At 48.4% G+C, this 23,689-nt stretch carries 26 protein-coding genes; 8 read left to right on the top strand and 18 right to left on the bottom strand.

The genetic code is table 11. The features are described from left to right. Window positions 1-59 precede the first annotated feature (59 nt). Both IEV98_RS23410 and IEV98_RS23405 read right to left on the bottom strand, forming a co-directional pair. Window positions 60-1,409 (bottom strand): acyl-CoA dehydrogenase family protein, encoded by a 1,350-nt coding sequence (locus tag IEV98_RS23410; protein ID WP_188508491.1) that lies wholly within the window; start codon window positions 1,407-1,409, stop codon window positions 60-62. A gap of 91 nt (window positions 1,410-1,500) precedes the next feature. Then, on the bottom strand, window positions 1,501-3,129 hold the full coding sequence (locus tag IEV98_RS23405; RefSeq protein WP_188508649.1) for an acyl-CoA carboxylase subunit beta: 1,629 nt from the start codon (window positions 3,127-3,129) through the stop codon (window positions 1,501-1,503). A 131-nt stretch (window positions 3,130-3,260) separates the two neighbouring features. Here IEV98_RS23405 and IEV98_RS23400 point away from each other — a divergent pair, with 131 nt between their 5' ends. Then, window positions 3,261-3,461, top strand: coding sequence for a hypothetical protein (locus IEV98_RS23400; protein ID WP_188508490.1), 201 nt, complete (start codon window positions 3,261-3,263; stop codon window positions 3,459-3,461). Between the two features lie 152 nt (window positions 3,462-3,613). On the opposite strand, the gene IEV98_RS23395 is transcribed toward IEV98_RS23400, so the two are convergent. From IEV98_RS23395 to IEV98_RS23375, 5 genes are all read right to left on the bottom strand, one after another. Continuing rightward, window positions 3,614-4,777, bottom strand: a complete 1,164-nt coding sequence (locus IEV98_RS23395) for an acyltransferase family protein (RefSeq protein WP_188508489.1) — start codon at window positions 4,775-4,777, stop codon at window positions 3,614-3,616. A 100-nt stretch (window positions 4,778-4,877) separates the two neighbouring features. Next, complete coding sequence (locus tag IEV98_RS23390; protein ID WP_188508488.1) at window positions 4,878-6,035, bottom strand: helix-turn-helix domain-containing protein; 1,158 nt, start codon at window positions 6,033-6,035, stop codon at window positions 4,878-4,880. 87 nt (window positions 6,036-6,122) lie between these two features. Then, window positions 6,123-6,812, bottom strand: coding sequence for an ATP-dependent Clp protease proteolytic subunit (locus IEV98_RS23385; protein WP_188508487.1), 690 nt, complete (start codon window positions 6,810-6,812; stop codon window positions 6,123-6,125). 108 nt (window positions 6,813-6,920) lie between these two features. Beyond that, window positions 6,921-7,190 carry a hypothetical protein gene (locus IEV98_RS23380; RefSeq protein WP_188508486.1) on the bottom strand — a complete coding sequence of 90 codons (270 nt, stop codon included), beginning with the start codon at window positions 7,188-7,190 and terminating at the stop codon, window positions 6,921-6,923. Then, on the bottom strand, window positions 7,171-7,734 hold the full coding sequence (locus IEV98_RS23375) for an RNA polymerase sigma factor (RefSeq protein WP_188508485.1): 564 nt from the start codon (window positions 7,732-7,734) through the stop codon (window positions 7,171-7,173). The genes IEV98_RS23380 and IEV98_RS23375 overlap by 20 nt, the downstream gene beginning before the upstream one ends. A 190-nt stretch (window positions 7,735-7,924) precedes the next feature. Between IEV98_RS23375 and IEV98_RS23370 the strand changes: the two genes are divergently transcribed. Then, entirely contained in the window at window positions 7,925-9,163 is a 1,239-nt protein-coding gene (locus tag IEV98_RS23370; RefSeq protein ID WP_188508484.1) for a glycosyltransferase family 4 protein, read from the top strand. 78 nt (window positions 9,164-9,241) lie between these two features. On the opposite strand, the gene IEV98_RS23365 is transcribed toward IEV98_RS23370, so the two are convergent. From IEV98_RS23365 to IEV98_RS23350, 4 genes are all read right to left on the bottom strand, one after another. After that, window positions 9,242-9,838, bottom strand: a complete 597-nt coding sequence (locus tag IEV98_RS23365; protein ID WP_188508483.1) for a DUF4142 domain-containing protein — start codon at window positions 9,836-9,838, stop codon at window positions 9,242-9,244. 62 nt (window positions 9,839-9,900) lie between these two features. Further along, complete coding sequence (locus IEV98_RS23360) at window positions 9,901-10,512, bottom strand: hypothetical protein (RefSeq protein WP_188508482.1); 612 nt, start codon at window positions 10,510-10,512, stop codon at window positions 9,901-9,903. Window positions 10,513-10,537: 25 nt separating this feature from the next. Next, entirely contained in the window at window positions 10,538-11,176 is a 639-nt protein-coding gene (locus IEV98_RS23355; RefSeq protein WP_188508481.1) for a hypothetical protein, read from the bottom strand. Window positions 11,177-11,345: 169 nt separating this feature from the next. Beyond that, window positions 11,346-12,113, bottom strand: coding sequence for a mechanosensitive ion channel family protein (locus tag IEV98_RS23350; RefSeq protein WP_188508480.1), 768 nt, complete (start codon window positions 12,111-12,113; stop codon window positions 11,346-11,348). 216 nt (window positions 12,114-12,329) lie between these two features. On the opposite strand from IEV98_RS23350, the gene IEV98_RS23345 reads away from it, so the two are divergent. From IEV98_RS23345 to IEV98_RS23335, 3 genes are all read left to right on the top strand, one after another. Then, complete coding sequence (locus IEV98_RS23345) at window positions 12,330-12,632, top strand: hypothetical protein (protein WP_229738937.1); 303 nt, start codon at window positions 12,330-12,332, stop codon at window positions 12,630-12,632. Window positions 12,633-12,832: 200 nt separating this feature from the next. Continuing rightward, complete coding sequence (locus IEV98_RS23340) at window positions 12,833-13,480, top strand: LuxR C-terminal-related transcriptional regulator (RefSeq protein ID WP_188508478.1); 648 nt, start codon at window positions 12,833-12,835, stop codon at window positions 13,478-13,480. A 16-nt stretch (window positions 13,481-13,496) separates the two neighbouring features. Next, entirely contained in the window at window positions 13,497-13,751 is a 255-nt protein-coding gene (locus tag IEV98_RS23335) for a hypothetical protein (RefSeq protein WP_188508477.1), read from the top strand. A 29-nt stretch (window positions 13,752-13,780) separates the two neighbouring features. On the opposite strand, the gene IEV98_RS23330 is transcribed toward IEV98_RS23335, so the two are convergent. The 6 genes from IEV98_RS23330 to IEV98_RS23305 form a co-directional block, all read right to left on the bottom strand. Further along, window positions 13,781-15,748, bottom strand: coding sequence for a sensor histidine kinase (locus tag IEV98_RS23330; protein WP_188508476.1), 1,968 nt, complete (start codon window positions 15,746-15,748; stop codon window positions 13,781-13,783). A gap of 357 nt (window positions 15,749-16,105) precedes the next feature. Then, window positions 16,106-16,285: a hypothetical protein gene (locus IEV98_RS23325; RefSeq protein ID WP_188508475.1), complete on the bottom strand. Its 180-nt coding sequence runs from the start codon at window positions 16,283-16,285 to the stop codon at window positions 16,106-16,108. Between the two features lie 25 nt (window positions 16,286-16,310). Then, a complete protein-coding gene (locus IEV98_RS23320) occupies window positions 16,311-16,799 on the bottom strand; it encodes a hypothetical protein (protein WP_188508474.1) in 489 nt (162 codons plus the stop codon). A 38-nt stretch (window positions 16,800-16,837) separates the two neighbouring features. After that, on the bottom strand, window positions 16,838-17,299 hold the full coding sequence (locus IEV98_RS23315) for a PA2169 family four-helix-bundle protein (protein WP_188508473.1): 462 nt from the start codon (window positions 17,297-17,299) through the stop codon (window positions 16,838-16,840). Between the two features lie 120 nt (window positions 17,300-17,419). After that, window positions 17,420-18,619 (bottom strand): phospholipase D-like domain-containing protein, encoded by a 1,200-nt coding sequence (locus IEV98_RS23310; protein WP_188508472.1) that lies wholly within the window; start codon window positions 18,617-18,619, stop codon window positions 17,420-17,422. Window positions 18,620-18,636: 17 nt separating this feature from the next. Then, window positions 18,637-19,791 (bottom strand): baeRF3 domain-containing protein, encoded by a 1,155-nt coding sequence (locus IEV98_RS23305; RefSeq protein ID WP_188508471.1) that lies wholly within the window; start codon window positions 19,789-19,791, stop codon window positions 18,637-18,639. A 136-nt stretch (window positions 19,792-19,927) separates the two neighbouring features. Here IEV98_RS23305 and IEV98_RS23300 point away from each other — a divergent pair, with 136 nt between their 5' ends. Continuing rightward, window positions 19,928-20,878, top strand: a complete 951-nt coding sequence (locus IEV98_RS23300) for a CvpA family protein (protein ID WP_188508470.1) — start codon at window positions 19,928-19,930, stop codon at window positions 20,876-20,878. An 11-nt stretch (window positions 20,879-20,889) separates the two neighbouring features. Continuing rightward, a complete protein-coding gene (locus tag IEV98_RS23295) occupies window positions 20,890-21,570 on the top strand; it encodes a DUF421 domain-containing protein (protein ID WP_229738936.1) in 681 nt (226 codons plus the stop codon). 1 nt (window position 21,571) lies between these two features. On the opposite strand, the gene IEV98_RS23290 is transcribed toward IEV98_RS23295, so the two are convergent. After that, a complete protein-coding gene (locus IEV98_RS23290) occupies window positions 21,572-22,315 on the bottom strand; it encodes an MBL fold metallo-hydrolase (protein WP_188508469.1) in 744 nt (247 codons plus the stop codon). Between the two features lie 84 nt (window positions 22,316-22,399). Here IEV98_RS23290 and IEV98_RS23285 point away from each other — a divergent pair, with 84 nt between their 5' ends. Next, complete coding sequence (locus tag IEV98_RS23285; protein ID WP_188508468.1) at window positions 22,400-23,683, top strand: M23 family metallopeptidase; 1,284 nt, start codon at window positions 22,400-22,402, stop codon at window positions 23,681-23,683. Window positions 23,684-23,689 lie beyond the last annotated feature (6 nt).

Genomic DNA, 23,689 nt, shown 5'->3' with positions numbered 1-23,689 from the left:
AAAGGTAGTAAATGATTAATAAAAGATAAAATACTCTTTTATTTATACTGACCTATTATTTACACAAATGCGCTGAAGCCGGTAATGGACCTGCCAACGATGAGGGAATTGATTTCTTTCGTGCCTTCATACGAATAAATCGCTTCCGCATCGGCCAAAAAGCGGGCTACGTCATATTCCAGTAAGATACCATTGCCGCCCATCACCTCCCGGGCTTGGCTCACGATATCGCGGGTACGAAGCGTACAAAACACTTTGGCCAACGAAGCATGCTCATCACGGAGCATGTCCGCATCCTGTAGTTCGGAAAGGCGATATACCAGCGTCTGCATGGCCGTCAGGTTCGACAGCATTTCTACCAGGTGGTTTTGAATCAACTGGAAAGAAGCAATCGGTTTACCGAATTGTTTGCGTTTGCGGGTATAATCGAGGGCGTTTTCATAAGCTCCCCTTGCACATCCTACCGCCATCCAAGCCACACCCGCCCGCGTCAGTTGCAGTACCTTTGCCGTATCCTTGAATGAATGGGCATGTTGTAGTCGGTCGCTTTCGTCTACCGTGCAATCCGTCAGTGTAATCAGCCCATTCTGGACAATACGCAATGCCATTTTCCCTTTGATTTTCTCCACTTCAAAACCCGGCGTGCCCTTCCGTACCAAAAACCCCTTCACTTCGCCATCATCCACATCTTTAGCCCAAATCACGGTCACGTCGGCAAACGTTGCGTTGCCTATCCATTTTTTCTGTCCGTTCAATACCCAGCCCTTTTCCGTTTTACGGGCGGTAACGGTTAGTCCGCCTGCCGCACCCGAGCCCACTTCGGGTTCGGTAAGGCCGAATGCGCCGATCAGCTTCATCTGCTGCATAGCAGGTAGCCATTCCTGCTTTTGTGCATCCGAACCGCACAGGTATATCGAGCCCATCGCCAAACCGCTCTGTACGCCAAAGAAAGTAGCCACAGAGGCGTCTACCCGTGCAATCTCCATGGCAATGATCCCCTCCATCAACGAGGATCTACCTGCGCAGCCGTACCCCTCGTAGGTTAACCCGCAAATATTCAGCTGGGCCAATTTGGGGATGATCTCAAACGGAAACTCATCGCGCAGCCAATAATGGTTGACCAAGGGACGTATTTCCCGCTCCATGAAATCGCGCACTTTAAGTTGCAATGCACGGTCCTCTTCACTCAACCGCAGATGCAATTCGTAGAAATCGCCATTGATCGGTGGCAATTCCCGTTTCGGCTTGCCTCCCTCCAGCATCTTCATTAAACCGTTGAGCTGCTTTTCATCCAGTTTGGAAAAGGAATCCATTACTTTCGGTAGGTCTACCTTTCTCGAGAGTTTATCCAGTTGCTCAAAATCAATGCTTTTGAACAATTGATAGGCTTTTCTGATTTTTGAAAACATATCGTTGCTTTTTGTTCTTCTGCTTTTCGCCTTATGCTATTTTGCTATTCGTCCAATTACGCATCCAATTGGCAAATCAGCAACTCCTTAATCAGGTCTGTATCACCCCTACGTTAAACGGCTTTTCGATGGGTGATTGATTTGCAGCCTCAATCCCCATGGAGATGACTTTCCGCGTATCCAATGGGTCAATGAGGCCATCCACCCAAAGTCGCGCGGCTGCATAATATGGGGTGGTTTGCTCCTCATATCGCTCCGTAATTCCCCTAAGTAACGCTTTTTCTTCGTTAGTACCAACTTCCGTGCCCTTTGCCTGGAGGGATGCCTTTTGGATCTGAAGCAGTGTATTGGCTGCCTGCCCCCCGCCCATCACCGCAATCTTCGCCGAAGGCCAAGCATAGATCAGTCGCGGGTCGTAAGCCTTACCGCACATCGCGTAGTTGCCTGCTCCGTATGAATTGCCCATCACAATCGTGATTTTAGGCACCACCGAATTTGCGACGGCATTGACCATTTTCGCACCATCTTTGATGATGCCACCCTGTTCGGCCCTACTGCCCACCATAAAGCCGGTTACGTCTTGGAGGAATACCAGCGGTATTTTCTTCTGGTTGCAATTCATGATGAATCGGGTGGCTTTGTCAGCAGCATCCGAATAGATCACACCGCCAAACTGCATTTCCCCTTTCGCGCTTTTTACAACCTTCCGCTGGTTGGCCACGAAGCCCACGGCCCACCCATCAACACGCGCCAAACCACAGATGATACTCTGGCCATACCGTGCTTTGTATTCCTCGAATTCAGAATGATCGACCAACCGAAGGATGATTTCCCGCATGTCATAGGGCTTTTCCCGCGATGCGGGTAATATGCCATAGATTTCCTGTTCATTTAATTTCGGGGCGGCTGGCTTTATACGGTCGAAGCCCGCATCTTTCGGTTTCCCAAGCATCCCCATGATGTTGCGGATGGAATCCAAGCAAGTCTGGTCATCCTGGTGCTTGTAATCGGTCACCCCCGATATTTCGCAATGGGTGGTTGCTCCCCCCAATGTTTCATTGTCAACCGACTCACCAATGGCCGACTTGACCAGGTAAGATCCGGCTAAAAATACCGAGCCGGTACCCGCTACGATCATGGCCTCATCGCTCATGATGGGCAGATAAGCGCCACCAGCCACACAAGCGCCCATGATGGCGGCGATCTGAACAATTCCTTCGCTGCTCATCCGAGCGTTATTACGGAAGATGCGGCCGAAGTGTTCCTTGTCGGGAAAAATCTCGTCCTGCAAAGGTAAATACACGCCTGCAGAATCCACTAAATAGATGATCGGTAATCGGTTTTCCATTGCGATTTCCTGCGCACGGAGGTTCTTTTTGGCTGTCATCGGAAACCAGGCCCCTGCCTTTACCGTCGCGTCGTTGGCCACGACCACGCATTGCCTACCAGCCACATAGCCGATGCCAACCACCACACCGGCAGCAGGGCATCCACCCTGTTCCGCGTACATCCCTTCCGCAGCCGTTGCCCCGATCTCGAGCCACGGCGTGTCCGCATCCAACAAGTAATTAATCCGCTCGCGCGCCAGCATTTTTCCCTTAGCCTTTTGCTTTTCCGAAGCCTTTGGCCCTCCTCCCAGACGCACCTTTTTCAACCGATTTTTTAATTCGGATACCGCCTGCTTGTTCAGGTCCTCATTTTGGTTAAACTCCAGGTTTATCATGGTTCACAAGATACGGCATTCTTTTTTATCTCGATTTTTTTTTATTTTTTGGGTTACCTTTCTTTATGGGGATGTATTAAGGTTGTTAAATTAAACAAGTTTGTTTTAACCCAAAAAAGAAAATTAACATGAAAAATGCATTTAAATTCGGTTTTTTAGGTTTAGCGCTTTCAGTAGCTTTCGCTGCTTGCAACACCACTACTTCCGAAAGTGAAGAAACTGCGGATTCGTTGTCTACTGAAATCGAAGCTCAAGTTGATTCTGTGACTGATTCTATCGATTCTATCGGTGAAGCTGCTATCGACTCCCTGGATTCTTTGGCAAACTAACTAAACCGGATTGAAAAATCTGTTAAAAGGGGTGTCCATTTTGGACACCCTTTTTATTTAATGCTCGCGCTCGTTAGCTAGTTTTTTCATATCTTTTACGGTGACTATCGTTTTCCGGAAATCGGTATGCACCAGGTGAATCATGGCAAGGGCTACCTGCCGTTGCGTTTTTTCCACTTCATACCAAATAACAAGCGCAACACATTGACCGGCCGGATACATAGCAGATAAAAACCTAGGCATGCGAACAACGTCAAAAGGCTAATTGCCCAGAATTTCGCAAAAATGCTCCAATCGAATTGGCAAATATAATAGCCGATCCAGATGATAACCGTTTGGTGGAGGATGTAAAATGGATAGAGTCCTTCATTCACGTATTTCAACCAAGAGTGGGGTCGGTTTAGGTATTGCTGCGCATACGCCACAACAGCCATCACCGTAAACCAACTCAATAAGATAGCCGATACGTCAAACACCACTTCCGTCGTCTGAAAAGTGAAGGGCAATACCATGATTTCCCGCATCCCGAAGAAACACCCATAGAAAGGAATCAACATCGACAAAGCCGCAACCAATAAATAGGAACGATTCAGTCGCACAGCCTCCCACAGCTTGGGCGTGGCATAGAATACCATGCCGAAAAGGAAGAAGCAACCATAGAGCGTTAAAAAGGCCCAATCATTCATCAATCCGTGTGTTTCTTCCGGGAAATAAGGCCGTAACACGACCTGGGTCGACAAAATGAACAAGGCAGGCACCGTAACCATTCCCCATGGCGTGCCGAGCACACGGTAAAGCATCGCCTTAAATCCAGCAGATTGCGGTGATTTCACAAAAACGAGTAAAGGCAATGCCACCAGGCTATACACTAGTAGGTAAGCGACAAACCACAGGTGGTGCCAGCTGAAGTTGCCCTGTGGATAGCGAACGAAATCGAACACGGTTTGATAGAAATCCCAATAATTGTTGTATCGGTCGATGTGTTCAAAATAAATCTGCGGCGGGACGATGACAAACATGCCGAACACCAATGGAATGAGTAACCTTCTGACACGCTCACCGGCGAATTGGCGGGGCGACCGTTTCCCCAATGCCAGGTACGTTCCCGCACCGGAGATAAACAACAATAAGGGCATGCGCCAGAAATGCAACCATATCATCCAGTAGTCAAAGGTGGAGTTCAGTTCCGTATTTTTCACGTGCCATCCAAAAGTATTGAACCACATGCCCGTATGAAAAAACAATAAAATCAAAATGGCCAGAAACCTCAACCAATCCAGGTCGTGCCGCCGTGTAAGTGTAATTGTAGTTTGCATCTTTCCTTTAATTTTTCACCAAAGGAAATGCTTCCATTCGCTGGGGAAGAACGATTTTATCGGCAAGGCGTACGGATTTATAAAGTCGAACACCGCTTTTCTAGCGCTGTCGGTATTGAGAGGGCGTCATACCGGTAATTTTCTTGAAGGCCGTATTGAATGACGATTTAGAACTATATCCTACCCGGTCAGCTATTTCCTCAATCTTATAGTTGGGGTATTGTTTGAGCAACACTTTGGATTCCTCGATGCGGTATTCACCGATCCATTCGAAAAACCCCTTACCAAATTGTTCGTTGATAACCTGCGAGACCACGTGGGGTGTCGTCCGGATTTCGGTAGCGAGCTTAGTCAGGCTGACATCCCCCGCAGTAAACAATTTTCCCTCTTCCATTATCCGGGATAGCAGGTCCGCTATCCGCTTCTTATCATCAGCAGACAAATTGGAGTTTTTATATTTCCCTTCTTCGGTAAGCGGAACCTGTCTGAAAAAGCCGGAATTCTTCACCACGATAAAACTGGTAAAATAAATGCTCAGGGAAATACAGGTTGCAATGAATTGGTCGCCCGTATCATTAGGGTTTAACAACTTTACCGTAATGACGATCAACAATAAGACGAAAAACTGGATAGCCGATGCCCGGGCTGTTTTAAGGGCCTGCGTTTTCGGCGCGAACAGTCGCTCGTTCCTATTCTTGAAGGCCACTACCAGCAACCAAGCAGCCATCACGAAGTATAGGCAGAAAAAAGCCACCAGGATGTCTGTATGGAAGAGTGTGAGACGAAAGAACGGGGAAGACCACCACCATGGTAGGTCGAATTCAAGTAGGGGAAGGTTTAGCTGATACGATACTACCCATGCATTGAATTTGACATCTTCCGAAGAAAGGAGGTAGGGCAAGGACGATAAAAAATATAGAATAGGTACAACCAAGTGGGCGATGACCTCGTTCCTGCTAATCTTACCCCTCAAAAGCGACTTAACCGATAGGTAAAACAGCGGCGCGATCGACAAGCTGAGGGTTTCAGAGAAATCCACCAAGAACAATACATTGACAATATAACCGGTATACAACAGGAAAATTTCTACCAAGCTGAGCGCCATACAGACCAGCATACCCCCCTGAAATACATTAAAAGGCTTATCCCGGTTACCTGTACCAAGGAAAAACAGCGATAGAAAAAGCGCCTGTGCAATCCCAAGCAAGGTAAACACAGCATAAAAATCCAATGTAATAGGCGCATTCGTATCAACCATCGGCGACAAAGCAGTTGCAACGGTGCATCAAAAGTAAGAAAAAGTAGTGCACCAAGCTGCATTTTTACCGGACAACTGTTCGAAGCCTTACTCCCCCCCTAACACCTCATCCACCATACCGAATTCCTTGGCCTCCGGAGCGGTCATCCAATGGTCGCGGTCAGACAGTTTATCTACTAACCCAATGTCCTGCCCGCTATGGACAGCAATGATCCGGTAAAGCTCCTCCTGGATCTTCAGCGTCTGCCGGATGCTGATGTCCATATCGGCCGCCGTACCCTGCATACCGCCTGAGGTTTGGTGGATCATCACGCGCGCGTGGGGTAATGCTGCTCGCTTTCCCTTGGCACCAGCGCACAGCAATACCGCCGCCATCGACAAGGCAATTCCTGTACATATGGTCGCTACGTCTGGCCCGATGTACTGCATCGTGTCATAGATACCCAGTCCGGCGTATACCGAGCCGCCCGGCGAGTTGATGTACAACTGGATGTCTTTCTTCCGGTCGGCCGATTGAAGGAACAGCAACTGGGCTTGGATAATGTTGGCCACACGGTCGTCTACCGGCTCTCCGAGAAAAATGATACGATCTACCATGAGACGCGAAAAAACATCCATCTGGGCCACGTTGAGCTGCCGCTCTTCGGTGATGTAAGGTGTCATGGCGGTGGGCACTGCATAACTCGGTATCCAAGATGCATACTGGTCTACATACATGCCATTGATGCCGTGATTTTTCACAGCATATTGCCGGAATTCATTACTGTTGATATTCATACGCTTAATAATTTCAATGTTAATGATTACTAAAAACTACACACAGCCATCCTTGCACACCCGCGATAAGGGCATGTCATTCGTTACTTTTGAACAGGAAATCAGTGGTTACGTTCGGAAAAAAGCCAGTATCTTATTACGGAACTTACGATGTTGCGAAGCTGTGAATAGCGTCTGATGTACTTGTTCCAACTCACTCCGCAGCCGCTCGCGACCGTACTCACGGATGATACGATAGGTCTGTCGTTGCCAATGGACATCCTTACGAAGCATCGGGTCCAACAGCATGTTGGCCTCGAAAAGCAAACGCTGTTCACTAGATGCCTGCCCCAACAAACAAGCTTCCATTGCCTGCATGCTATCCAACGAAGTCTTCATACTGTAATGATTTTTCTTTGACAACCTTTTTTACCTTTTGCAGGCATTTAAACTTCTGGACGGTCGCGGAACGTGTACCCGAAAACCCAAAGCGGTCCGCCAAAGTCTGCATATCCAACTTTTCATAGTAAAAAGCAGTGAGCAGTTCCATACATTTTTGACCGGCAGCGCGCAATACCTGCATAATTTGTTTGCCGGTAGTCGCGGTCATTTCTTCCTCCGCACCATCACTTTGCCAATCCAAACCGATATCCGTCACTTCGTACCCGGCCATCAGTTGATCGAGCGAGGCATGACGCTGGTTTTGGGCATACCGCTTTATCCAGAGATGCCGTGCTACGCCGAATACGTAGGCCTCGTTGTTACGGCAGTGTACCATCGTTCCAAGCGTGGCCTTTTCGTAGTAGACAATCAAGGCATCATGGAAAATATCTTTCGCCTCCTCCACGGTGCCGCCCCATTTGGCCACATGGCGCGCCACCGCCGGAAACATCCGTTGGTATAGCGACAGCAGGTCGGGTCGGTGGTCTGTATTCATCGTCATAACATTGTCGTTTTTTAGATATGTGCCATTTCCGAGGGCGATATCACCCAAATTTATCGTATATTTTTCACATTCCGCCATCGGTCCCCGTTCCGGGCAAAACAATAATCCTGATTCCACTGTTAGCATCTACGGTTGGAGGAAGATAGACCGCGACCTACTTTGCGTTACGATTAATACACATAGTTAAATGAGAATTGCATATATATCCACCTGCCAGCCGCGCAAATGCGGATTGGCCACATTCAACGAAAATTTAATTCAAGCAGTAGACCACTACATTCCGTTTTCCAGCTCAGGGAGTTTTATCGTAGCGCTCAATGATTCGGAAGACAAGTACCAATACGATTATGACGATCGCGTAAAATTCGTCATCAGCCAAGAGCGTGTTTCGGATTACCTTTCTGCGGCGTCGTTCATTAATAGCAGCGGTGTGGAGATGTGCTGCATCCAGCATGAGTTTGGCATCTACGGCGGTTCAAATGGTATGCATTTGCTCGCTTTGGTCCGCGCATTGCAGGTTCCTTACACGATTATCTTCCATACTGTACTTCTCTCGCCAAACCCAGAACAGTTTTCCATCACCAAAAAACTGGCCGACAAAGCCGCCAAAGTAGTGGTAATGAGTCGAAAAGCAGTTCGGATGTTACGTGACATCTACCGAATCCCCACAAGCCGTGTGCAATGTATTCCACATGGCGTACCCGATTTCGAAAAGCCCGATGCTGAACTCACCAAACAACGGCTTGGTCTTCCCAAAGGCAAAACATTGCTGACTTTCGGTTTGCTCGGCCCTAGCAAGGGGCTGGAAACCACCATACAAGCGCTGCCGGAAATCTGTGCAAAACATCCCGATACACGATATGTCATCTTAGGAAAAACCCATCCGGGTATTTTTAAAAACTCCGGCGAGAGCTACCGGGAAAGCCTGATACGGCTCGCCCAGCAACTCGGCGTGGAAGATCATCTGGTTTTCATCTCAAACTTCGTTAGCGAAAAAGAACTCCATAATTACCTATCGGCATGTGATATTTATGTCACCCCATATCCGAACGAAGCACAGATCACCAGCGGCACGTTATCCTATGCGGTGGGTGCTGGAGCGGCTGTCGTCTCTACGCCTTACTGGCATGCCGTTGAGCTGCTGAAGAACAACCGTGGAATGCTATTTGACTTTAACGATCACCAACAGCTTTCGGTCGTTATTAACAGGCTGTTGGATAACCCTACGGAATGGAAAAAACTTAAGCAGAATGCCTTTAAGTATGGGTGCTCGCTCCGTTGGCCAAAAATCGGCAAGCAATATGGACAGCTATTCAAAAACCATGTCAAAGAAGAAGAAGCCCCGTTGCTTTCTGAAAGCACCCTCATGCAGGTCAAGTCATCCCTTAGCCGTACGATGACGTGGAATACACTTGAATTGAAGTAATATGACATCCCTATATACAAAAAAAGCCCGCAAACATCCGTCCGCGGGCTTTTTTGCTGTATAGACAATGTGATAACCCTAGGGCATAATTCGCTGAATTGTAGTCGTATCCGTTGGGTTTATTGAATCCCGGAGCGCCAGAGCTTCTTCATGATGCATCTTCAAGGCCGGAAGAGTTTTTGCGGCATACGCTTTTAAATCTGCATTTTGCGCATCATCCGACGCGTCCTCAAACATCGACACTACTTTATCATGGTCCTTTACCATCAAGTCGATATACTCCTGATCGAATTCACTGCCTGACTTTTCCATAAGTTTTCTTTGCTTATTGACATGTTCCTCACTGATCACCGGAGGTAAGGTAATGTTATGGCGAGTGGCGATAGTCATTAACTCATCATTGGCCCGCTGGTGATCATCGACCATCTTCTTCGCAAAATCCTTTATCCGCTGATCGGTAGCCTTCTCTAGTGCCAATTTACCCAATTCAACTTCGGCTAGGCCAGCATCTGCCGCTTTAACGGCGAAGTCGGCATCATCCTCGTTGGTCATTGCCGTGGTATCGTTTACATCCTGTGCCTGATCGACACTGTTGTCGGCAGTCCGCGGGTTATTACAGGCCACGGCAAACGCTGCCGAGGCGGCTACTACTGTAAAAAAATGTAACGCTTTCATAATGTTTCAATTTAAGTTTGCTGAATTAATCTATGATATCCAATTTCATTATCCAATTTCATTCACGGCCGCTTCACCAAACCTTCCACTAAACTTTTCCATTGCGGATAGGAAAGCCCAAGTTTCGCACCCACGCCTACCAATGCATTTCTTACGTTGTCGATCGTAGAATCCGTTTCAGTGTTTACCGTTTCATTCCTTCCATGATACCGCGCAATAATTTCTTTTCCTTTTCGCTCTACGACCAATGTCGAACTCGCTACATCCTTAAAAAAATGAGCAGTATCATCGTTCAATTTCAAGGGATTAGTCGTTGGCTGAAGTGTAATCGAATACAACTGATCAGCCAATTCTGTGATGTCGGTTACAACAACCCAATCATAGCCATCGCCTGAAGCAGGTCCAGGCCCTGGAATATCGATCCTTATTTTATCCCCTTTGGCGGCTACGGATCTAATGGCTTCGCCACCGTGCTCATCCGCAAGTACAAAGGAAGCCGCAGGTATCTCTGCCGTTGCGTACCAGTTATTGACATCTAATAACCGACCCCTCGCCAACTGAAGGAAGCTTTTGGCGCTCTCCTCATCAGGCAACATAATCCGTGATTCTAGATCAACCTGCTTGCCCGTATGTTGCGGGGGTATTGAGGGTGATGCAGCTGTTTTGCTATTCATTGCCGTGTTTTTTACTTAAGCCAAATTAACCTGTAGTCTCTGTCGGGTCGTCTGATTGGATCTGCTTGTCGCCCAAGGGGTCACGTTCGTCTACAGGCGGCACTTCTTCTGGCAGAATCGGGCGATCAGGGTCATCCCCAACGGGCTCATCATCGGCTCGCCTCGGGTCTTCATACGGCGGTACTTCCACTTCCGATGGGTCGTCTTCCATTGGTTCATCGTCTTCATCCGGACCTACTAAAATGGGGTTGTCGTCGCCACCGGCGTCATCGCGCCGTGGATAGCCTTCTTCGTCCAGGTCCCCACGTCCATCCTCAGGAGTTTCTGCCAATCGCTCGTCTCTTTCATTAAGGATTAAGTTATCGTTTTCAACCGTCCCATCGAGCTCTTCGAGCTCACCCTTCAATTCACTTTCCTTATCGCGATACTCGTTGGGTGTGTAGGGGTTTTCCTCATCATAGGTTGAGTTATCATCTTCGCCGTTTGGTGCAGCGGTATCATAGGGCTCAGGATGCTGATATTCGTCATCCTCACTCTCGACATCAAGCTCAAAGCTGTTTTCGTTTTCGTTAAACTTGAGGTCTTCTCCTGTGGGCTCCCTACTTTCATCGGTACTTCCATCATCCAAAGGGATGATCGGTGGGTTTTTCGTATTTCGTATCATGATTTACCTTTTTAATCCCTTAATCAACTTCACATATTACGCCAGTCATTTAATTTTGGCCCAATCCAAGGCAATCAGCTGTTTTCCCCTGTATTTAGCTGTCGTCCCTCAACTATTGTAGACACCGCTGTTTCCTATAGTAGTATAGGTGTTTGCAAAACCGCACACTTCAATAAAGCAGTTTGATGGCATCCAGGAGTTTTTCCTGCACGCTCAAACGTGTATCGGGATAACCTCCCTCATCAACCCATACCGAAACCGAAATCCGGTAACCGTCTGGTTCCAACAGGCTGATGCCAATGAGGTAGTCCCTACTGACCAGCAAGTCGCCCGACCGCTGGAGTGCATCGGTAAGCACTTTTTTCGCATGCTCAAAATCTACCTCATATTTTACCTTTAACTCGATATCGAGCCGGCGTTTGCCCGCTTGGCTCATATTAACAATCACTTCGTTCGATAGCTTACTATTAGGAACAATCACCGTCCGGTAGTCGCGGGTAAGGAGCACGGTATAGAACAGCTGAATGGAAACTACTTCCCCCTCGTGTCCCTGCGTAAGGATCTGATCGCCTACCCGAAAAGGTTTGAGCATCAAAATGAGCACGCCACTGGCGAAATTCTGCAACGTACCCGACAATGCCAAACCGGCCGCCACTCCAAATGCACCTACCAGTGCGGCAAATAGGGTCATCTGCAAACCCATTACCTGAATCACCAATAGGATAAGCAGTACGCGTAGCGCCATTACAATCAGATTGGAGATAAACACTTCCAAGGTGGGATCCCAATCCTTTTGGTCGATTTTTCGCTTGATCCAACGTACCAAAAGTCGGATCAGCCACATTCCTGCGATAAGGATAAGGATACCCAATAGCACGCGCGGTGCCTGATGGACAAGCCAACTCTCCAAACGCTCATAAAAATTCTCGAATTCCATAAATAATCGATATTTCACATGGTATGTTGCAAAAAGCTTACCTACCTTACGCTACCGAGGAAAATACAGACCCCTGATCAAACATGGCATTGTCTATGCGTTTACTATCGGAAAGGATTACTGATGGCTAACCGCGCCCAAAATAAAGCACTGGCAACTATCTTTCTGTTTCAGGGAGCATACTTTGTCGTTACTGGCATATGGCCTGTACTTAATATGGCAAGCTTCATTACCGCTACCGGGCCCAAGCAGGATACTTGGTTGGTTGAGATGGTAGGGCTTTTGTCTGCTTCGATCGGATTAACTTACCTGGTAGCTAGCTTGCGTAAGCAACGCTTGCCCCTCGTTCTCGGTTATGCTACCTCGGTGAGTTTCCTTGTCATGGATATTACGTATGTTGCAAGTCAGGTTATTAACCGTATTTACCTATTGGATGCTGCTATCCAATGTCTGTTTCTTACTGCGTTAACATTCTTTTTGATTAAAGACCGATCCGCCAGCGGCAAATTGCAACGTTAAGCCTGGTATCCAGCCACATTTACTAAAATCCTCGCGTAGTCGGGAGGTTCAGTCTGCTATACGAGCTGTACTAAAAACAGCACGGAATGTCCATAAAAGGAAAGTATTTCAAAAAAAGCAAAACTTTTCCAATGGTTGAAACGTATTCTCTACAATTCAACGGTTAAAAGAGTAGCCATTTGAAATCGAAAAGCAAGACTATGGAAAATCCAGCAAAAATTATTTGGGCGTCTCCCCCATCCCTTTCCCGTGACGGTATTATCGCACTTTTGGAGCAAGAGCCCGATTTTACTTTTGCAGAAACAATCTCTACGTGGGAAGACATCGTGCCTACGCTTTCAATACAGCCTTCAACTAATCTATTGGTAGTTGACCACCTTTTCCTTGCCGATAACCAACGGTATCTTCCGATGTTAAAGGAAATCGCTCCGCTTATAAAGGTGTTGGTTTTATCGGGAATCGAATATGACGAAGATATCCTGAGCTTAATGAAGTCGGGAGCAGATGGCTATATTGTCAATGAGGCCAACAAAGATGAGCTTATCTTCGCAATCAAGCACATCCTTGCCGGCAATACTTACATCTGTACGGCCTTATACCTAAAGGTGCTGGAGTCTATCGCCGCCATGGATGTCGGAAGAAAGGGAGAGACTGTAGAGTTTTCGGAGCGGGAAGAGCAAATCCTCAAACTTATCTTGGAAGGCTATTCTAATCAGGAAATTGCTTACCAGCTCTTTACCAACAAACGTACGATCTTGAAATATCGTGAAAACTTACTTCAAAAGACCGGAGCACCGGATATTGGCACCGTTATCCGGATGGCACTCCAGCAAGGTGTGTTAAACTGATATAACTAGAACGGAAATGAAAACCTCAGAAGGAATTTTTGAAGTCACCTTGGGAGCAGGAACAGGGTCACTGCGAAAGCAACTGGTTGTCCGGCCGGAACAGACCACGGATGGCGTGCCCATTTATCATTGTTTCCTAGACGGCTCATCCATTAGCCAGTTGCGGCAGGAGGCTTCGGGCGAATGGGTTCAGCTGTGGGGAGATTTGTCTGTCCATTCCATCCAACAAGTGGGTGAAGCAATTGCCGACCATCTGGCATCAACCAGATAATCGTTGCGGGGGCGCTGATTAAATCACGGCTAATCTGCAGGGGGATTTCTAGGGATAGAAAAATAGAACGTAGATCCTTTTCCTAATTCGCTATTCAAGCCGATATGGCCGCCATGGCGTTGCACGATTTCCTTACTCAAATACAAGCCTAAACCCAAACCGGCCATCTTTGAGGTTCCTTCTACCTGATAAAATCGGGTAAATACTTTTTGCTGTTGGTCGCGGCTCATTCCCATTCCTTCATCGATTATTTGTACGCCTACTTCAAAAGGGGACGATTCAAGAGAAATATGTACGCGATTTGCCTCGGGCGAATACTTGATTGCATTGGTAATCAAGTTGATGATCACCTGTTCAATCCGTTGCCGATCGGCCTCTACGGTGTAATCGCCGTGGATGTTGTCAACGAAAATCGTGTGAGTCCGGCTGCTGATGTGAAATGTTTCTACAACATCGAGCACCAGTTCACTCATGTCAAATGCCTCCAAATGTAGACTCAGCTTACCCGCCTCGATTTTTGAAATATCCAACAATTCTGCAACCAGTAAATTAATCCGTTCCAATTGCTTCAGCGCCTTGGTCAGAAACCGTCGGCCTACTTGATCGATTTCGGAGCGCTCCAGGATCTGGAGATATCCCTTCGTAGTGGTTAAGGGGGTTTTCAATTCATGGCTGGCCAGCGCAATAAACTCATTCTTCCTTTGGTTTAATGTACTCACCTCTTCAAACAATCGTGCATTATCCAAGGTAACCCCTACCAATGAGACGATACTACGCATTGTATCTTCATCAGCCGCAATGAAGGCCTCAGGTTGCGTATACCCGAAAAACATGGCACCGATCAATAATTTATCGGCAGAACGGATGGGGAGCGCAAGGCAATGTTTTATCTCTGGTGCTTTAGACCCATCCCGCGTACGGAACAGTGAAAGAATGTGCGGGACTTCACATACATTTTCGAATTTCATGGAGTTTTCACCTGCGAAAATCGTATGGATTGCGCCTTCTTCCAAATGAAGGTTATCGTAATCGGCCGCCTCTTCCCGGGTCGCCGCCAGCGCGACAGATAACCTAGTCCGACCCTGCTCGTCGGACACCCGATAAAAACAAATACCGACATCGGCATCCGCAAGGTGCGTAGTGGAATCAATAACCGTTTGGATGATCGAGGGCGTATCCAATTGTTCGGATATGATCTTTCCAATCGCGTGTAGCGTTTCCAGTTTTTGTGCATGAAACTGGATGGTTTGCTCACGTTGTATTTTATCCGAAATATCGCGCGCGATTTTAGAAGCTCCAATGATTTGGCCCAACTTGTTCCGCATGGGCGATATGGTAAGCGAAATCGGTATTTCCTTTCCGGACTTGGTAAGCCGAATGGTCTGATAATGGTCTACTTTCCGCCCCTCCTTGATTTCCCGGATAATTGATTCCTCTTCCGTCTTTAAGTAAGACGGTATCAGGGTATAAATTGATTTACCGATGATTTCCGCCTCGCCATAACCGAAAATCCGCTCCGCGCCGCGGTTCCAGCTCCTAATGATACCATCTAAGTCCTTGCTAACGATGGCATCCTCGGACGATTGTACAATTTCAGAAAGTATGGCTTGCTTTTCCTCAAATTGCTTATAAGCGGTGATGTCTACCAACGTGTTGTGACCACCCCTTATCTCACCCGCATCCGTTCGCATAACTTTAGGGAATACCAAGATGGTCCGGCGCGTAGCATCCGGGCGCTCAAAGACCAGTTCCTGTCCGCTAGACGTTTCTTGTCGCCGTACGGTTAAAGCCATCGGCGTCTCCTCCAATTCGATGGAGCGGCCGTCAGGGCCGTACGTAGCATATGCGCCCGACCATTTCTCTTTACCTAGTTCAGGTCTGCGCCCCCATAGCGCGGCCGCAGCGTCGTTAAATGCGACAATATAGCCCTCTTGGTCACAGATATAGCTCGCTATTGGCGATGCCGAAAATAGTTCTTCGAAAATACGGTTATCCATCTCATCGCTAATCTTTTCACTCAGGCACGTCGTCCATAAACATATAGCGATCTTGAGGATAAGTGCTCCCTTCCTGAGGTGAAAAGCAAAATTACGATTGTTTTGCCAATCATCAAATGCTTGTACAAACCACTATGGGGAAGTAGGCGGGCGGGTTTCGCGGCACGTCTTTATGATATCAGGCAGTTTAACAGCATAATCGTAGGCTTTAAGAACTGCGCGTTCGCCTTTGTCAAGAAATTCGCTGAGCGGCATTGCGCCATCGTGTGGGAAAGCAGATTTGACCACCGCCCACACGCGGAGAATTACGCCGGGCGAGCAGCCTCCGGGCGGAAGGTCTTGGGCTATTTCCACAAACTACAATTCCAATTCATTTTGTAAATGTTGCCCTTGGTCGATCATCTGACTAAATAGTGTACACAATTCTGCACTAATTTCACGGTTTGGTCGCTCAAAAATGAATTGATAATTCCATATTCGCAGCCCATTTATCTCGATCAGGTCATTGAGCACTTCCAATGTCAGATTCACATTCATGAGAATAATATAACCATATGAAATATTAAGAGACCGCCACCAGCTCTTGCGTGCGTTCGGTTTGGCCCGGGAGCGTTGCAAAATGTGCAATCCAATCCCTTGCTCCTATCACCTCCCGTTTCTGCCTGTTAATCAAGAGTCTGACAGGATTCGGCAGTCCCTGGGTGCCTTCAACACTGTGATAGGCGATTAAAAGGGCGTTTTCACCCGACTTACATTTATCCAACGGGTAGCTGGGCATTCTGCTGCTGAAGACCGCCTTTACCATTGCCCATGCAAAGCCATATCGGCCAGGATGCTGCAACTGTTCTTCATCCAGACCCCAAAGCGTCCCCATTTGGAGTAATTCACCTTTCATATTAGCGCTTTGCCTAATGAAGGCATTAAATAATGTGCTTAAGTATTGCTCATCCGGTGTCAGCCCGTTGAGCATGGCCTCATAACCGCTTATTCGCTCGGTATGGAATGCCACCAAATCGCGGAGGCATTCCATGGTTATTGCTAGGTTTTCCATAACTGATATGTTGATTATTTGCTACTTACAGCAAGAAGTTATCCTATTTTTTCTCGATCTCTCAATTGCTTGATCTGATCGTGAGAAGCTAATAACTGCGTTTTCTGATTGGAAATAAGTGCTCTGGCCGACATTGATATGTCATCTGCCTGCTCCGCTTGGCGGTAAGCTTTCTGTGCCGCGTCTTCCCCATACTCGCAGCTTTCTAGAATCGCCTTGCGATCATTGGTAGCAAATGTTTGTTTGATGTCCATCCACGCACGGTATATTTTTCCGGATGTGGTTGTCTCCGTACCGGCACGGTCTTCCCAACCGCTGATGTGTTGTTGCAATTCTGATTTAAGTTGTGTGCTCTGCTCAATCAACCCACTAAACAGGGCTTTAAGGTCTACATCTGCAACCGGCAGTTCCGCAATTGCTTTTTCATAGCCGGCTATGCGGTCGTTGTTTATCTTAATCAGGTCATTCAATACTTCTGCTGTTTTTTTTAAATCTTCCATGATTATGCTTTTTTTAATAAATAATTGTTGACTACTCGGATCCCATCCTCGGGCGTCCATTCTTACAGTGTTGACAATCGACCCCGATGATTGTTTGAGAAATTTTGAATAGGCGTTCCATCAATCGCGTCCCCGCTTCTCCTGTTTCATATAAAATGTGCCCAGAAAGAAAATGAACCGTAAAATCCTGAATGATGCCCAACGCTTCATTCGATTGAAGGGACTGTTTTGAGATTCGAAATCTTCGCTTTTTATACGCACGCATTGGTTTTTCATAACGTGCTCTAATTTATTTATGGTCCGCCGTACAAACGTATCGCCCTTTACATCCAGGTTTAGCTCAATACTCACGCGGGCGCTGAGATCATTGACGTTGAATGAGCCAATCGTCATCCAGCGTCCATCGCAAGTAGCCAATTTACCATGCAGCATGGTTCCGGCATATTCGTAGATTTCTACACCCAATTGCAGGAGCCAATCATACATAAATCGCTCGGCGTCCTTAACTAGCGGCACATCCATGCGGCTGCAAATAACCAGTTTCACTACCACGCCCCGCCTGATCGCTGTTTCAATACATTTCCTTGCGGTACGGCCCGGCAGGAAATAACTGGAAACCAAGATTACCTGGTCGTTGGCCTGTCTGAAAATTTCTCTGTACGTGCGGGTAATCTCGTACTTACGCCGTACCCAGTCGTTTCGACGCATCCGCACGCCACAGCTGTTCTCGTATCCAAAATCAACTACCGTACGCGTCGGTGTACACCATTTATCAGGTACGCGCCTAAGTGGCTGAAAATTCTTCCATGTCATCCAGCAAACCCTACATAGGCGGTTTGCGATTTCCCCCTCTATACATAGCGCAAAATCAAGCCACGCAGATTGGCCGGGCAGGTCGTTGTATTTGTCACCGATATTGGCACCCGTGACTATTGCATACCGTGCATCGATGACCACTATCTTATGATGCATCCTACGACCAACATAAAATTTCTTACTCCGCAGCAAGGGCTCAAAAACGCGGAAGTGGATCCCATTTTCCTTGAATTGAGCAATAAAAGATTTATCCAAGTCTTGCGAGCCATACCCGTCTACCAATATGTGCACCGCAACACCGCGCTTCGAAGCTGCAATGAGTGCATCCGCTATCAGTTGACCTGTCGCGTCTGCCTCATAAATGTAAATCTGCAAATGAATATGCTCCTGCGCATGCTCGATCAACTCAATAAGCAAATCAAAATACGCCTTACCTCCCAAAAGTAACCGTACTTTGTGATTCGGGATAAAGTCGTTTCGGTTGACTTTTCTTCTACGGGGCATGGGGTTCGATCCAGCACCTAATACCTGTTGATTGACGCGACCCCCGTGCTGGCGGGCATCCTATCCCTCGGGATTATCCATACCTCGCCACCCTGACGGAGCACCAGTTCTGCCAGGTCATCCAGTACGTCGTCTACGAGGTGATCGGCTTTCTCGGTATGGAATACCACATGATCTCGACCAACGATGCGCCCGGGGACAAAGCGATCTGCTTCAAGCAGTAACACGCCTACCTTACCGTCATAGGCGTCTTTGACGATCGCTTCGATTTGATCAGCGCCCACCCCGTGCGTGGCCGCCTGCCTAAACTGCTGAATGATATCGTTCAGCCGCGCAGTGTGGTGCGGTTCTATGATTTCCCAAGCCAGCTTCCGAAGTTCGTCCTTAGGCAAACCTGTTGCATTGGTTTTTATGCCATCAGTTACCAGCTTTTTATTGCGGCTTACACGCCGAAACAGGTGATGATGCTCAGGCAATGCGGCTAGAATGAGCGGAAGCTGCGAAGGGATGGAATAGTTTACGGTAACAGCCCGGTCCACGGCTCTAAAAAACTGTTCAATATCGTTATCAATATCGGTTTTCTTTAATCCATGATTTTGGCGGGCATTCCAATCTTCATTGGTAGCCGTGCGATAGGCAGCCAGCGTAGCGTGCAAGTCGCGCAGTTCATGATCCAAGGCATCGATCATCGATTCGGGCACATCCACTTCGGATAGGTCAACTTCATCCAATTGGTATCGATCGCCCTCATAAAGCTGTGCCGTATTGGTCGACAAAACCAGCAGGTGGTATCTATCGCTGGTTTGCAGGTATTGCAGCAACGGCTTGGTATGTGCGCTATCAGCTACGACCGCAAGCGGTTTGACTGGTCTTGTCAGCCGGTATACGTCAAACGACTCCCGTGTTGCAAAAACAGCGAGCCCTTCCCTTGTATGCTGCCAGAATTGGAAATCGTCGGCCAATTTTTCAAACTTAGCGAATATGGCCTGAATGGCTTCGTCGCCAACATATTCGCTTCTCACAGGTTCAAACTCCTGAACCAGCTTCTTAAAAATAGCAGGATCCTGGGCATTGTCGGGATGTTTGCGATGGGTTGGCATATACACCGAAAAAACCGGCGGTTTGTGATCACCCCCTATGCGATCCAGCTGTTTTGCTGTTATTGCTGCCATAATATATCTCTTTATGCGTTAGTAAGCCGGCTACACACACGGCCTTTCTATTAACGCTAACAGCCATCCCCGTCAATTGTTGACTCTTCGCGTTAAAACATTCGCGAGCGTGGATTGTATTATTGATCGGAGCCCCATGAACGTAGTCGACATCATACTCATCCTTATTATTTTATTCGCGATATGGAGCGGCATATCCAAGGGCTTCATCGTGGGGGTGGCTGGGCTGATTTCCTGGTTGGTGGGCCTTTTGCTCACGTTTTGGCTGTATCGTCACATCGCGGAATTTTTAACGGCTACGATCATGGCCAACGTATGGGCGGTCCCCTTGTCGTTCCTGATTACGCTGCTGCTCGTCGGCTCGCTGTTGTCCTTGCTGGCAAACCAAGTCATTTATGCCATTCCCCACAGCATCCATCGTAATCAGCTAAATAAACTTTTGGGGGTGGTACCCGGTGCCGTCGTCGGCGTGCTGTATGCGGCCATTGCCGCCGCGTTGTTACTGCTATTGCCGATATCCGATACCGTTACTGCACATACACGCGAAAGCGCGGTTGCACAACGGCTCACTATGGAATTGGAGCGGGTTGAGCGGCCTTTCGCGCCCGCATTGGAGGCTGTAAATCGTTCAATCAACCGTATGACGATTGCACCGGAATCGTCAGCACGCGTTGACCTTCCCTTCGCTGTTGCCCACGCCGACCCCCGGCCCGGACTGGAAAGCGAGATGCTCCAGCTGGTCAACGAAGAACGGGCGAAAGCCGATCTCCCTCCATTGAAGCACGATCAGGAACTGACCCCTGTGGCTCGGCGACACTCGGCGGATATGTTTGCAAGAAGCTATTTCTCGCACATTTCCCCAGAAGGGGGTACGCCTTTCGATCGTATCCGCCAAGCTGGCATCACCTTTTTCACGGCGGGAGAAAATCTGGCAATCGCCCAGACACTTCCTTTGGCCCACGAGGGCTTAATGAATTCGCCGGGGCATCGGGCAAACATCCTCCGTCCGGCATTCGGAAGGGTGGGTATCGGTGTACTGGATGGCGGTGTCCATGGATTGATGGTCACCCAATTATTTCGCAACTAAAAACAAATACATTGGATTGGGAAAAAATAGTATTGGATGAACTCGATGGGCTATACGTCCTGGAGATCATCTTTCGCACCGCAGTCATGTTTACGGTGATTCTGGTTGTCCTTCGGCTATCCGGCAAGCGGGGTATTCGCCAGCTTTCCATTTTTGAATTAGCGATTATCATAGGCTTGGGGTCTGCTGTGGGCGATTCCATGTTCTATGAGGATGTCGGCATTCTTACGGCGGTGATCGTTTGCTTTACAGCCATCGGCTTGTACCGTGGCATTACGTGGTTGACCACAAAAAATGAGCGGATTGAAAAGGCGTTGGAAGGCCGGCCGATGTACATCGTAGAAGATAGCGTAATAACGGTTAAGGATGATAGCAAGGATAGTCTCTCCAAATATGAATTTTTTGCCGAACTGCGTGAAAAGGGCGTGGAGCATCTTGGCCAGGTAAGAGTTGCTATCCTGGAAACAGATGGTAGTATCAGTGTCTTTTTCTTCCCCAACGAAGAAGTAAAGCACGGCTTGCCGATTCTTCCAAAGGCATATAATAAAAACACAGCGGTCATTACGGACGAAGATCTATATGCCTGTATTTATTGCGGTACCGTGCATCGATTGCAGACCGGTCGTCACGAATGCAAGCGCTGTCAGCACCACGAATGGGTAAAGGCCATCGATACCAAGCGGATCAACTGATTTAGAGCACGATCTCCAGTCCGTCCTCCGCACATTGATGCGTTATGCGGTTAAGATTCCGCAGCATTTCCGGACCCAGATGCGTTAAAATCATATGCCTGTAATCAAGCTGGTCATCGTATGCCTGCAACGCCTTGTAATTCATATGGCCTTCCACTTCCGAATCAAAAAAATTGCACTCACAGATGAATAGATCCGCATCCCGTGCCAATTCGATTAATATTGGTGTCCACTCCGTATCGCCCGAAAAGCTGATTACCTTACCGCCAACCGCTATCCGAAGCCCATGGGGCAAGGCTTCCGCAGCATGTGCTACCGGAAAGGCCATAATCTCGAAATGGTCCGCCGCTAGCATGCTGCCCGGAATATAGGTCTTAAATAGGATATTAAGTTTACCCAATACGTCGCTGCCCGGATAGAGCTGATCAAGGAGCTGGGCTATCCGCTCATGCCCCGTTGGCGGACTGATGATTGTCAATGGTTGCTGCCGTTGCTGTACAGCTTCCTCCAATAGCAAAAAGGGAATTCCGCCATAGTGGTCGCCGTGAAAATGGGAAATCACGATCGTATCAATATCCCGAATATTGATGCCATGCGTCTTCAATCCGTAGTAAGCGGTTGCCCCACAGTCTATCAGCAAGCCCGAATGCGGTGCGTTAAGGTATAAACAAGTATGTAGTCGCTTGCCTGTTGCGAAGGCATCGCCGCAACCGACAAAAGTTACTGTGGTGTTTTCCATCATCATTAAGTTGTCCGTAAAAACATACAATTCAGGCCTTGAATTGTTGGATAAACAAACAAATGAACCGATATACTTGTCACTAAGCATATGAAGAAGCATTTATATGGCATGCCGTGCGCACTCGCGATAATAAGTCTGTTTGTCGCGTGCAGTGACCAATTCACCCGCACACTGTTCAAAGGCCAGTATCCACACCAACGGTATTCAAAGCAACTCGATAACGCCGGCATTGAGCGTACTGCCCTCTACCGGCAATGGCAGGAAGCCGCCGTTCGAAGCCTTTCCGACCCAACGGCTATCCGTATTCCGCATCAGGAGACGGCATATATGCCCCCCGACCAACCTACCGCTATCGGTTATATTTTTCCGGCGCGGCAAGGTGAGCGGCTTCAGGTCGAAGTCACCACCCAAAGTATAGATACCGTGGCATTGTTCATCGACCTCTTTGAGGCACCATTAGATACCGCTGCCGCATACAAGCACGTGGCCTCTGCCGATACAGGGACCACAGCCCTTACCTGGGATTTCCGGAAAGATGGGCACTACATACTTCGCATACAGCCTGAGCTGCTAGCCGAAGTTTCATTCGTGCTCCGGCTCACCGGAGACCCATCGCTTGCCAACCCGGTGGCATCGGCCGCCAAGCAGCATATCGGAAGTGTATTCGGAGATGCGCGTGACGGCGGAGGGCGCAAACACGAAGGGATTGATATTTTTGCCGCGCACGGCACGCCGGTTGTTGCCGCGGCAGATGGCACAGTTGGACGTGTAGGAGATAACCGGTTGGGCGGAAAAGTGGTGTGGCTACGGCCCAAAGGCCGCGATATCAACTTATATTATGCCCACCTCGATAGCCAGCTGGTGGCTCCCGGCCAGCAGGTAGTCATCGGTGATACATTGGGCCTCATGGGCAACACCGGCAATGCGCGCACCACGCCACCACATCTTCATTTCGGAATCTACGGAATCGGCGGAGCCGTCGATCCGATGCCGTTTGTCCGCCCCGGCAAATCGGTACCGCCGGACATTTCGGCAAATGTAAACCGGATCGGCGACACGTTGCGTACTGTACAGCCGCTCCTTGCCGACGCATCACGCCATATCCCGGTGCGTGTGGAGGCTGCAACCGCCAGCGGTTATCGCGTGGTCCTCCCAGACGATAGCAGGCACGTACTAAAGCCCCGGCAACTGGTCGCATTAACCGATTTACGCTCCATGCAACTCACCAAACCGCGTATCGTATATGCCCAGCCGGATACAATGGCCGCCCGAATCACCGAACTGGAAAGCGGCCAGCGCACCAACGTCACTGCTGAGTACAAGGATTTCCTGATGGTGGAGCAGCCCCTGCGCGGCTGGATACTTCGCTGACGACAG

It is taken from the genome of Parapedobacter pyrenivorans (genome assembly GCF_014636865.1).
In the GTDB taxonomy this organism is placed as follows: domain Bacteria; phylum Bacteroidota; class Bacteroidia; order Sphingobacteriales; family Sphingobacteriaceae; genus Parapedobacter; species Parapedobacter pyrenivorans.
Note: the sequence above shows the minus strand (reverse complement) of the source record. Positions and strands in the feature narration are given on the sequence as shown.

Coding starts and splice junctions, on each gene's coding strand:
- IEV98_RS23400 (WP_188508490.1), top strand. CDS start 3,261: ATGAAAAATGCATTTAAATTCGGTTTTTTAGGTTTAGCGCTTTCAGTA.
- IEV98_RS23365 (WP_188508483.1), bottom strand. CDS start 9,838: ATGAAAGCGTTACATTTTTTTACAGTAGTAGCCGCCTCGGCAGCGTTT.
- IEV98_RS23345 (WP_229738937.1), top strand. CDS start 12,330: ATGGCAAGCTTCATTACCGCTACCGGGCCCAAGCAGGATACTTGGTTG.
- IEV98_RS23375 (WP_188508485.1), bottom strand. CDS start 7,734: ATGACGATGAATACAGACCACCGACCCGACCTGCTGTCGCTATACCAA.
- IEV98_RS23390 (WP_188508488.1), bottom strand. CDS start 6,035: ATGGTTGATACGAATGCGCCTATTACATTGGATTTTTATGCTGTGTTT.
- IEV98_RS23335 (WP_188508477.1), top strand. CDS start 13,497: ATGAAAACCTCAGAAGGAATTTTTGAAGTCACCTTGGGAGCAGGAACA.
- IEV98_RS23320 (WP_188508474.1), bottom strand. CDS start 16,799: ATGGAAAACCTAGCAATAACCATGGAATGCCTCCGCGATTTGGTGGCA.
- IEV98_RS23300 (WP_188508470.1), top strand. CDS start 19,928: ATGAACGTAGTCGACATCATACTCATCCTTATTATTTTATTCGCGATA.
- IEV98_RS23325 (WP_188508475.1), bottom strand. CDS start 16,285: ATGAATGTGAATCTGACATTGGAAGTGCTCAATGACCTGATCGAGATA.
- IEV98_RS23360 (WP_188508482.1), bottom strand. CDS start 10,512: ATGAATAGCAAAACAGCTGCATCACCCTCAATACCCCCGCAACATACG.
- IEV98_RS23340 (WP_188508478.1), top strand. CDS start 12,833: ATGGAAAATCCAGCAAAAATTATTTGGGCGTCTCCCCCATCCCTTTCC.
- IEV98_RS23305 (WP_188508471.1), bottom strand. CDS start 19,791: ATGGCAGCAATAACAGCAAAACAGCTGGATCGCATAGGGGGTGATCAC.
- IEV98_RS23395 (WP_188508489.1), bottom strand. CDS start 4,777: ATGCAAACTACAATTACACTTACACGGCGGCACGACCTGGATTGGTTG.
- IEV98_RS23380 (WP_188508486.1), bottom strand. CDS start 7,190: ATGAAGACTTCGTTGGATAGCATGCAGGCAATGGAAGCTTGTTTGTTG.
- IEV98_RS23310 (WP_188508472.1), bottom strand. CDS start 18,619: ATGCCCCGTAGAAGAAAAGTCAACCGAAACGACTTTATCCCGAATCAC.
- IEV98_RS23410 (WP_188508491.1), bottom strand. CDS start 1,409: ATGTTTTCAAAAATCAGAAAAGCCTATCAATTGTTCAAAAGCATTGAT.
- IEV98_RS23290 (WP_188508469.1), bottom strand. CDS start 22,315: ATGATGATGGAAAACACCACAGTAACTTTTGTCGGTTGCGGCGATGCC.
- IEV98_RS23355 (WP_188508481.1), bottom strand. CDS start 11,176: ATGATACGAAATACGAAAAACCCACCGATCATCCCTTTGGATGATGGA.
- IEV98_RS23315 (WP_188508473.1), bottom strand. CDS start 17,299: ATGGAAGATTTAAAAAAAACAGCAGAAGTATTGAATGACCTGATTAAG.
- IEV98_RS23285 (WP_188508468.1), top strand. CDS start 22,400: ATGAAGAAGCATTTATATGGCATGCCGTGCGCACTCGCGATAATAAGT.
- IEV98_RS23370 (WP_188508484.1), top strand. CDS start 7,925: ATGAGAATTGCATATATATCCACCTGCCAGCCGCGCAAATGCGGATTG.
- IEV98_RS23330 (WP_188508476.1), bottom strand. CDS start 15,748: ATGGATAACCGTATTTTCGAAGAACTATTTTCGGCATCGCCAATAGCG.
- IEV98_RS23385 (WP_188508487.1), bottom strand. CDS start 6,812: ATGAATATCAACAGTAATGAATTCCGGCAATATGCTGTGAAAAATCAC.
- IEV98_RS23350 (WP_188508480.1), bottom strand. CDS start 12,113: ATGGAATTCGAGAATTTTTATGAGCGTTTGGAGAGTTGGCTTGTCCAT.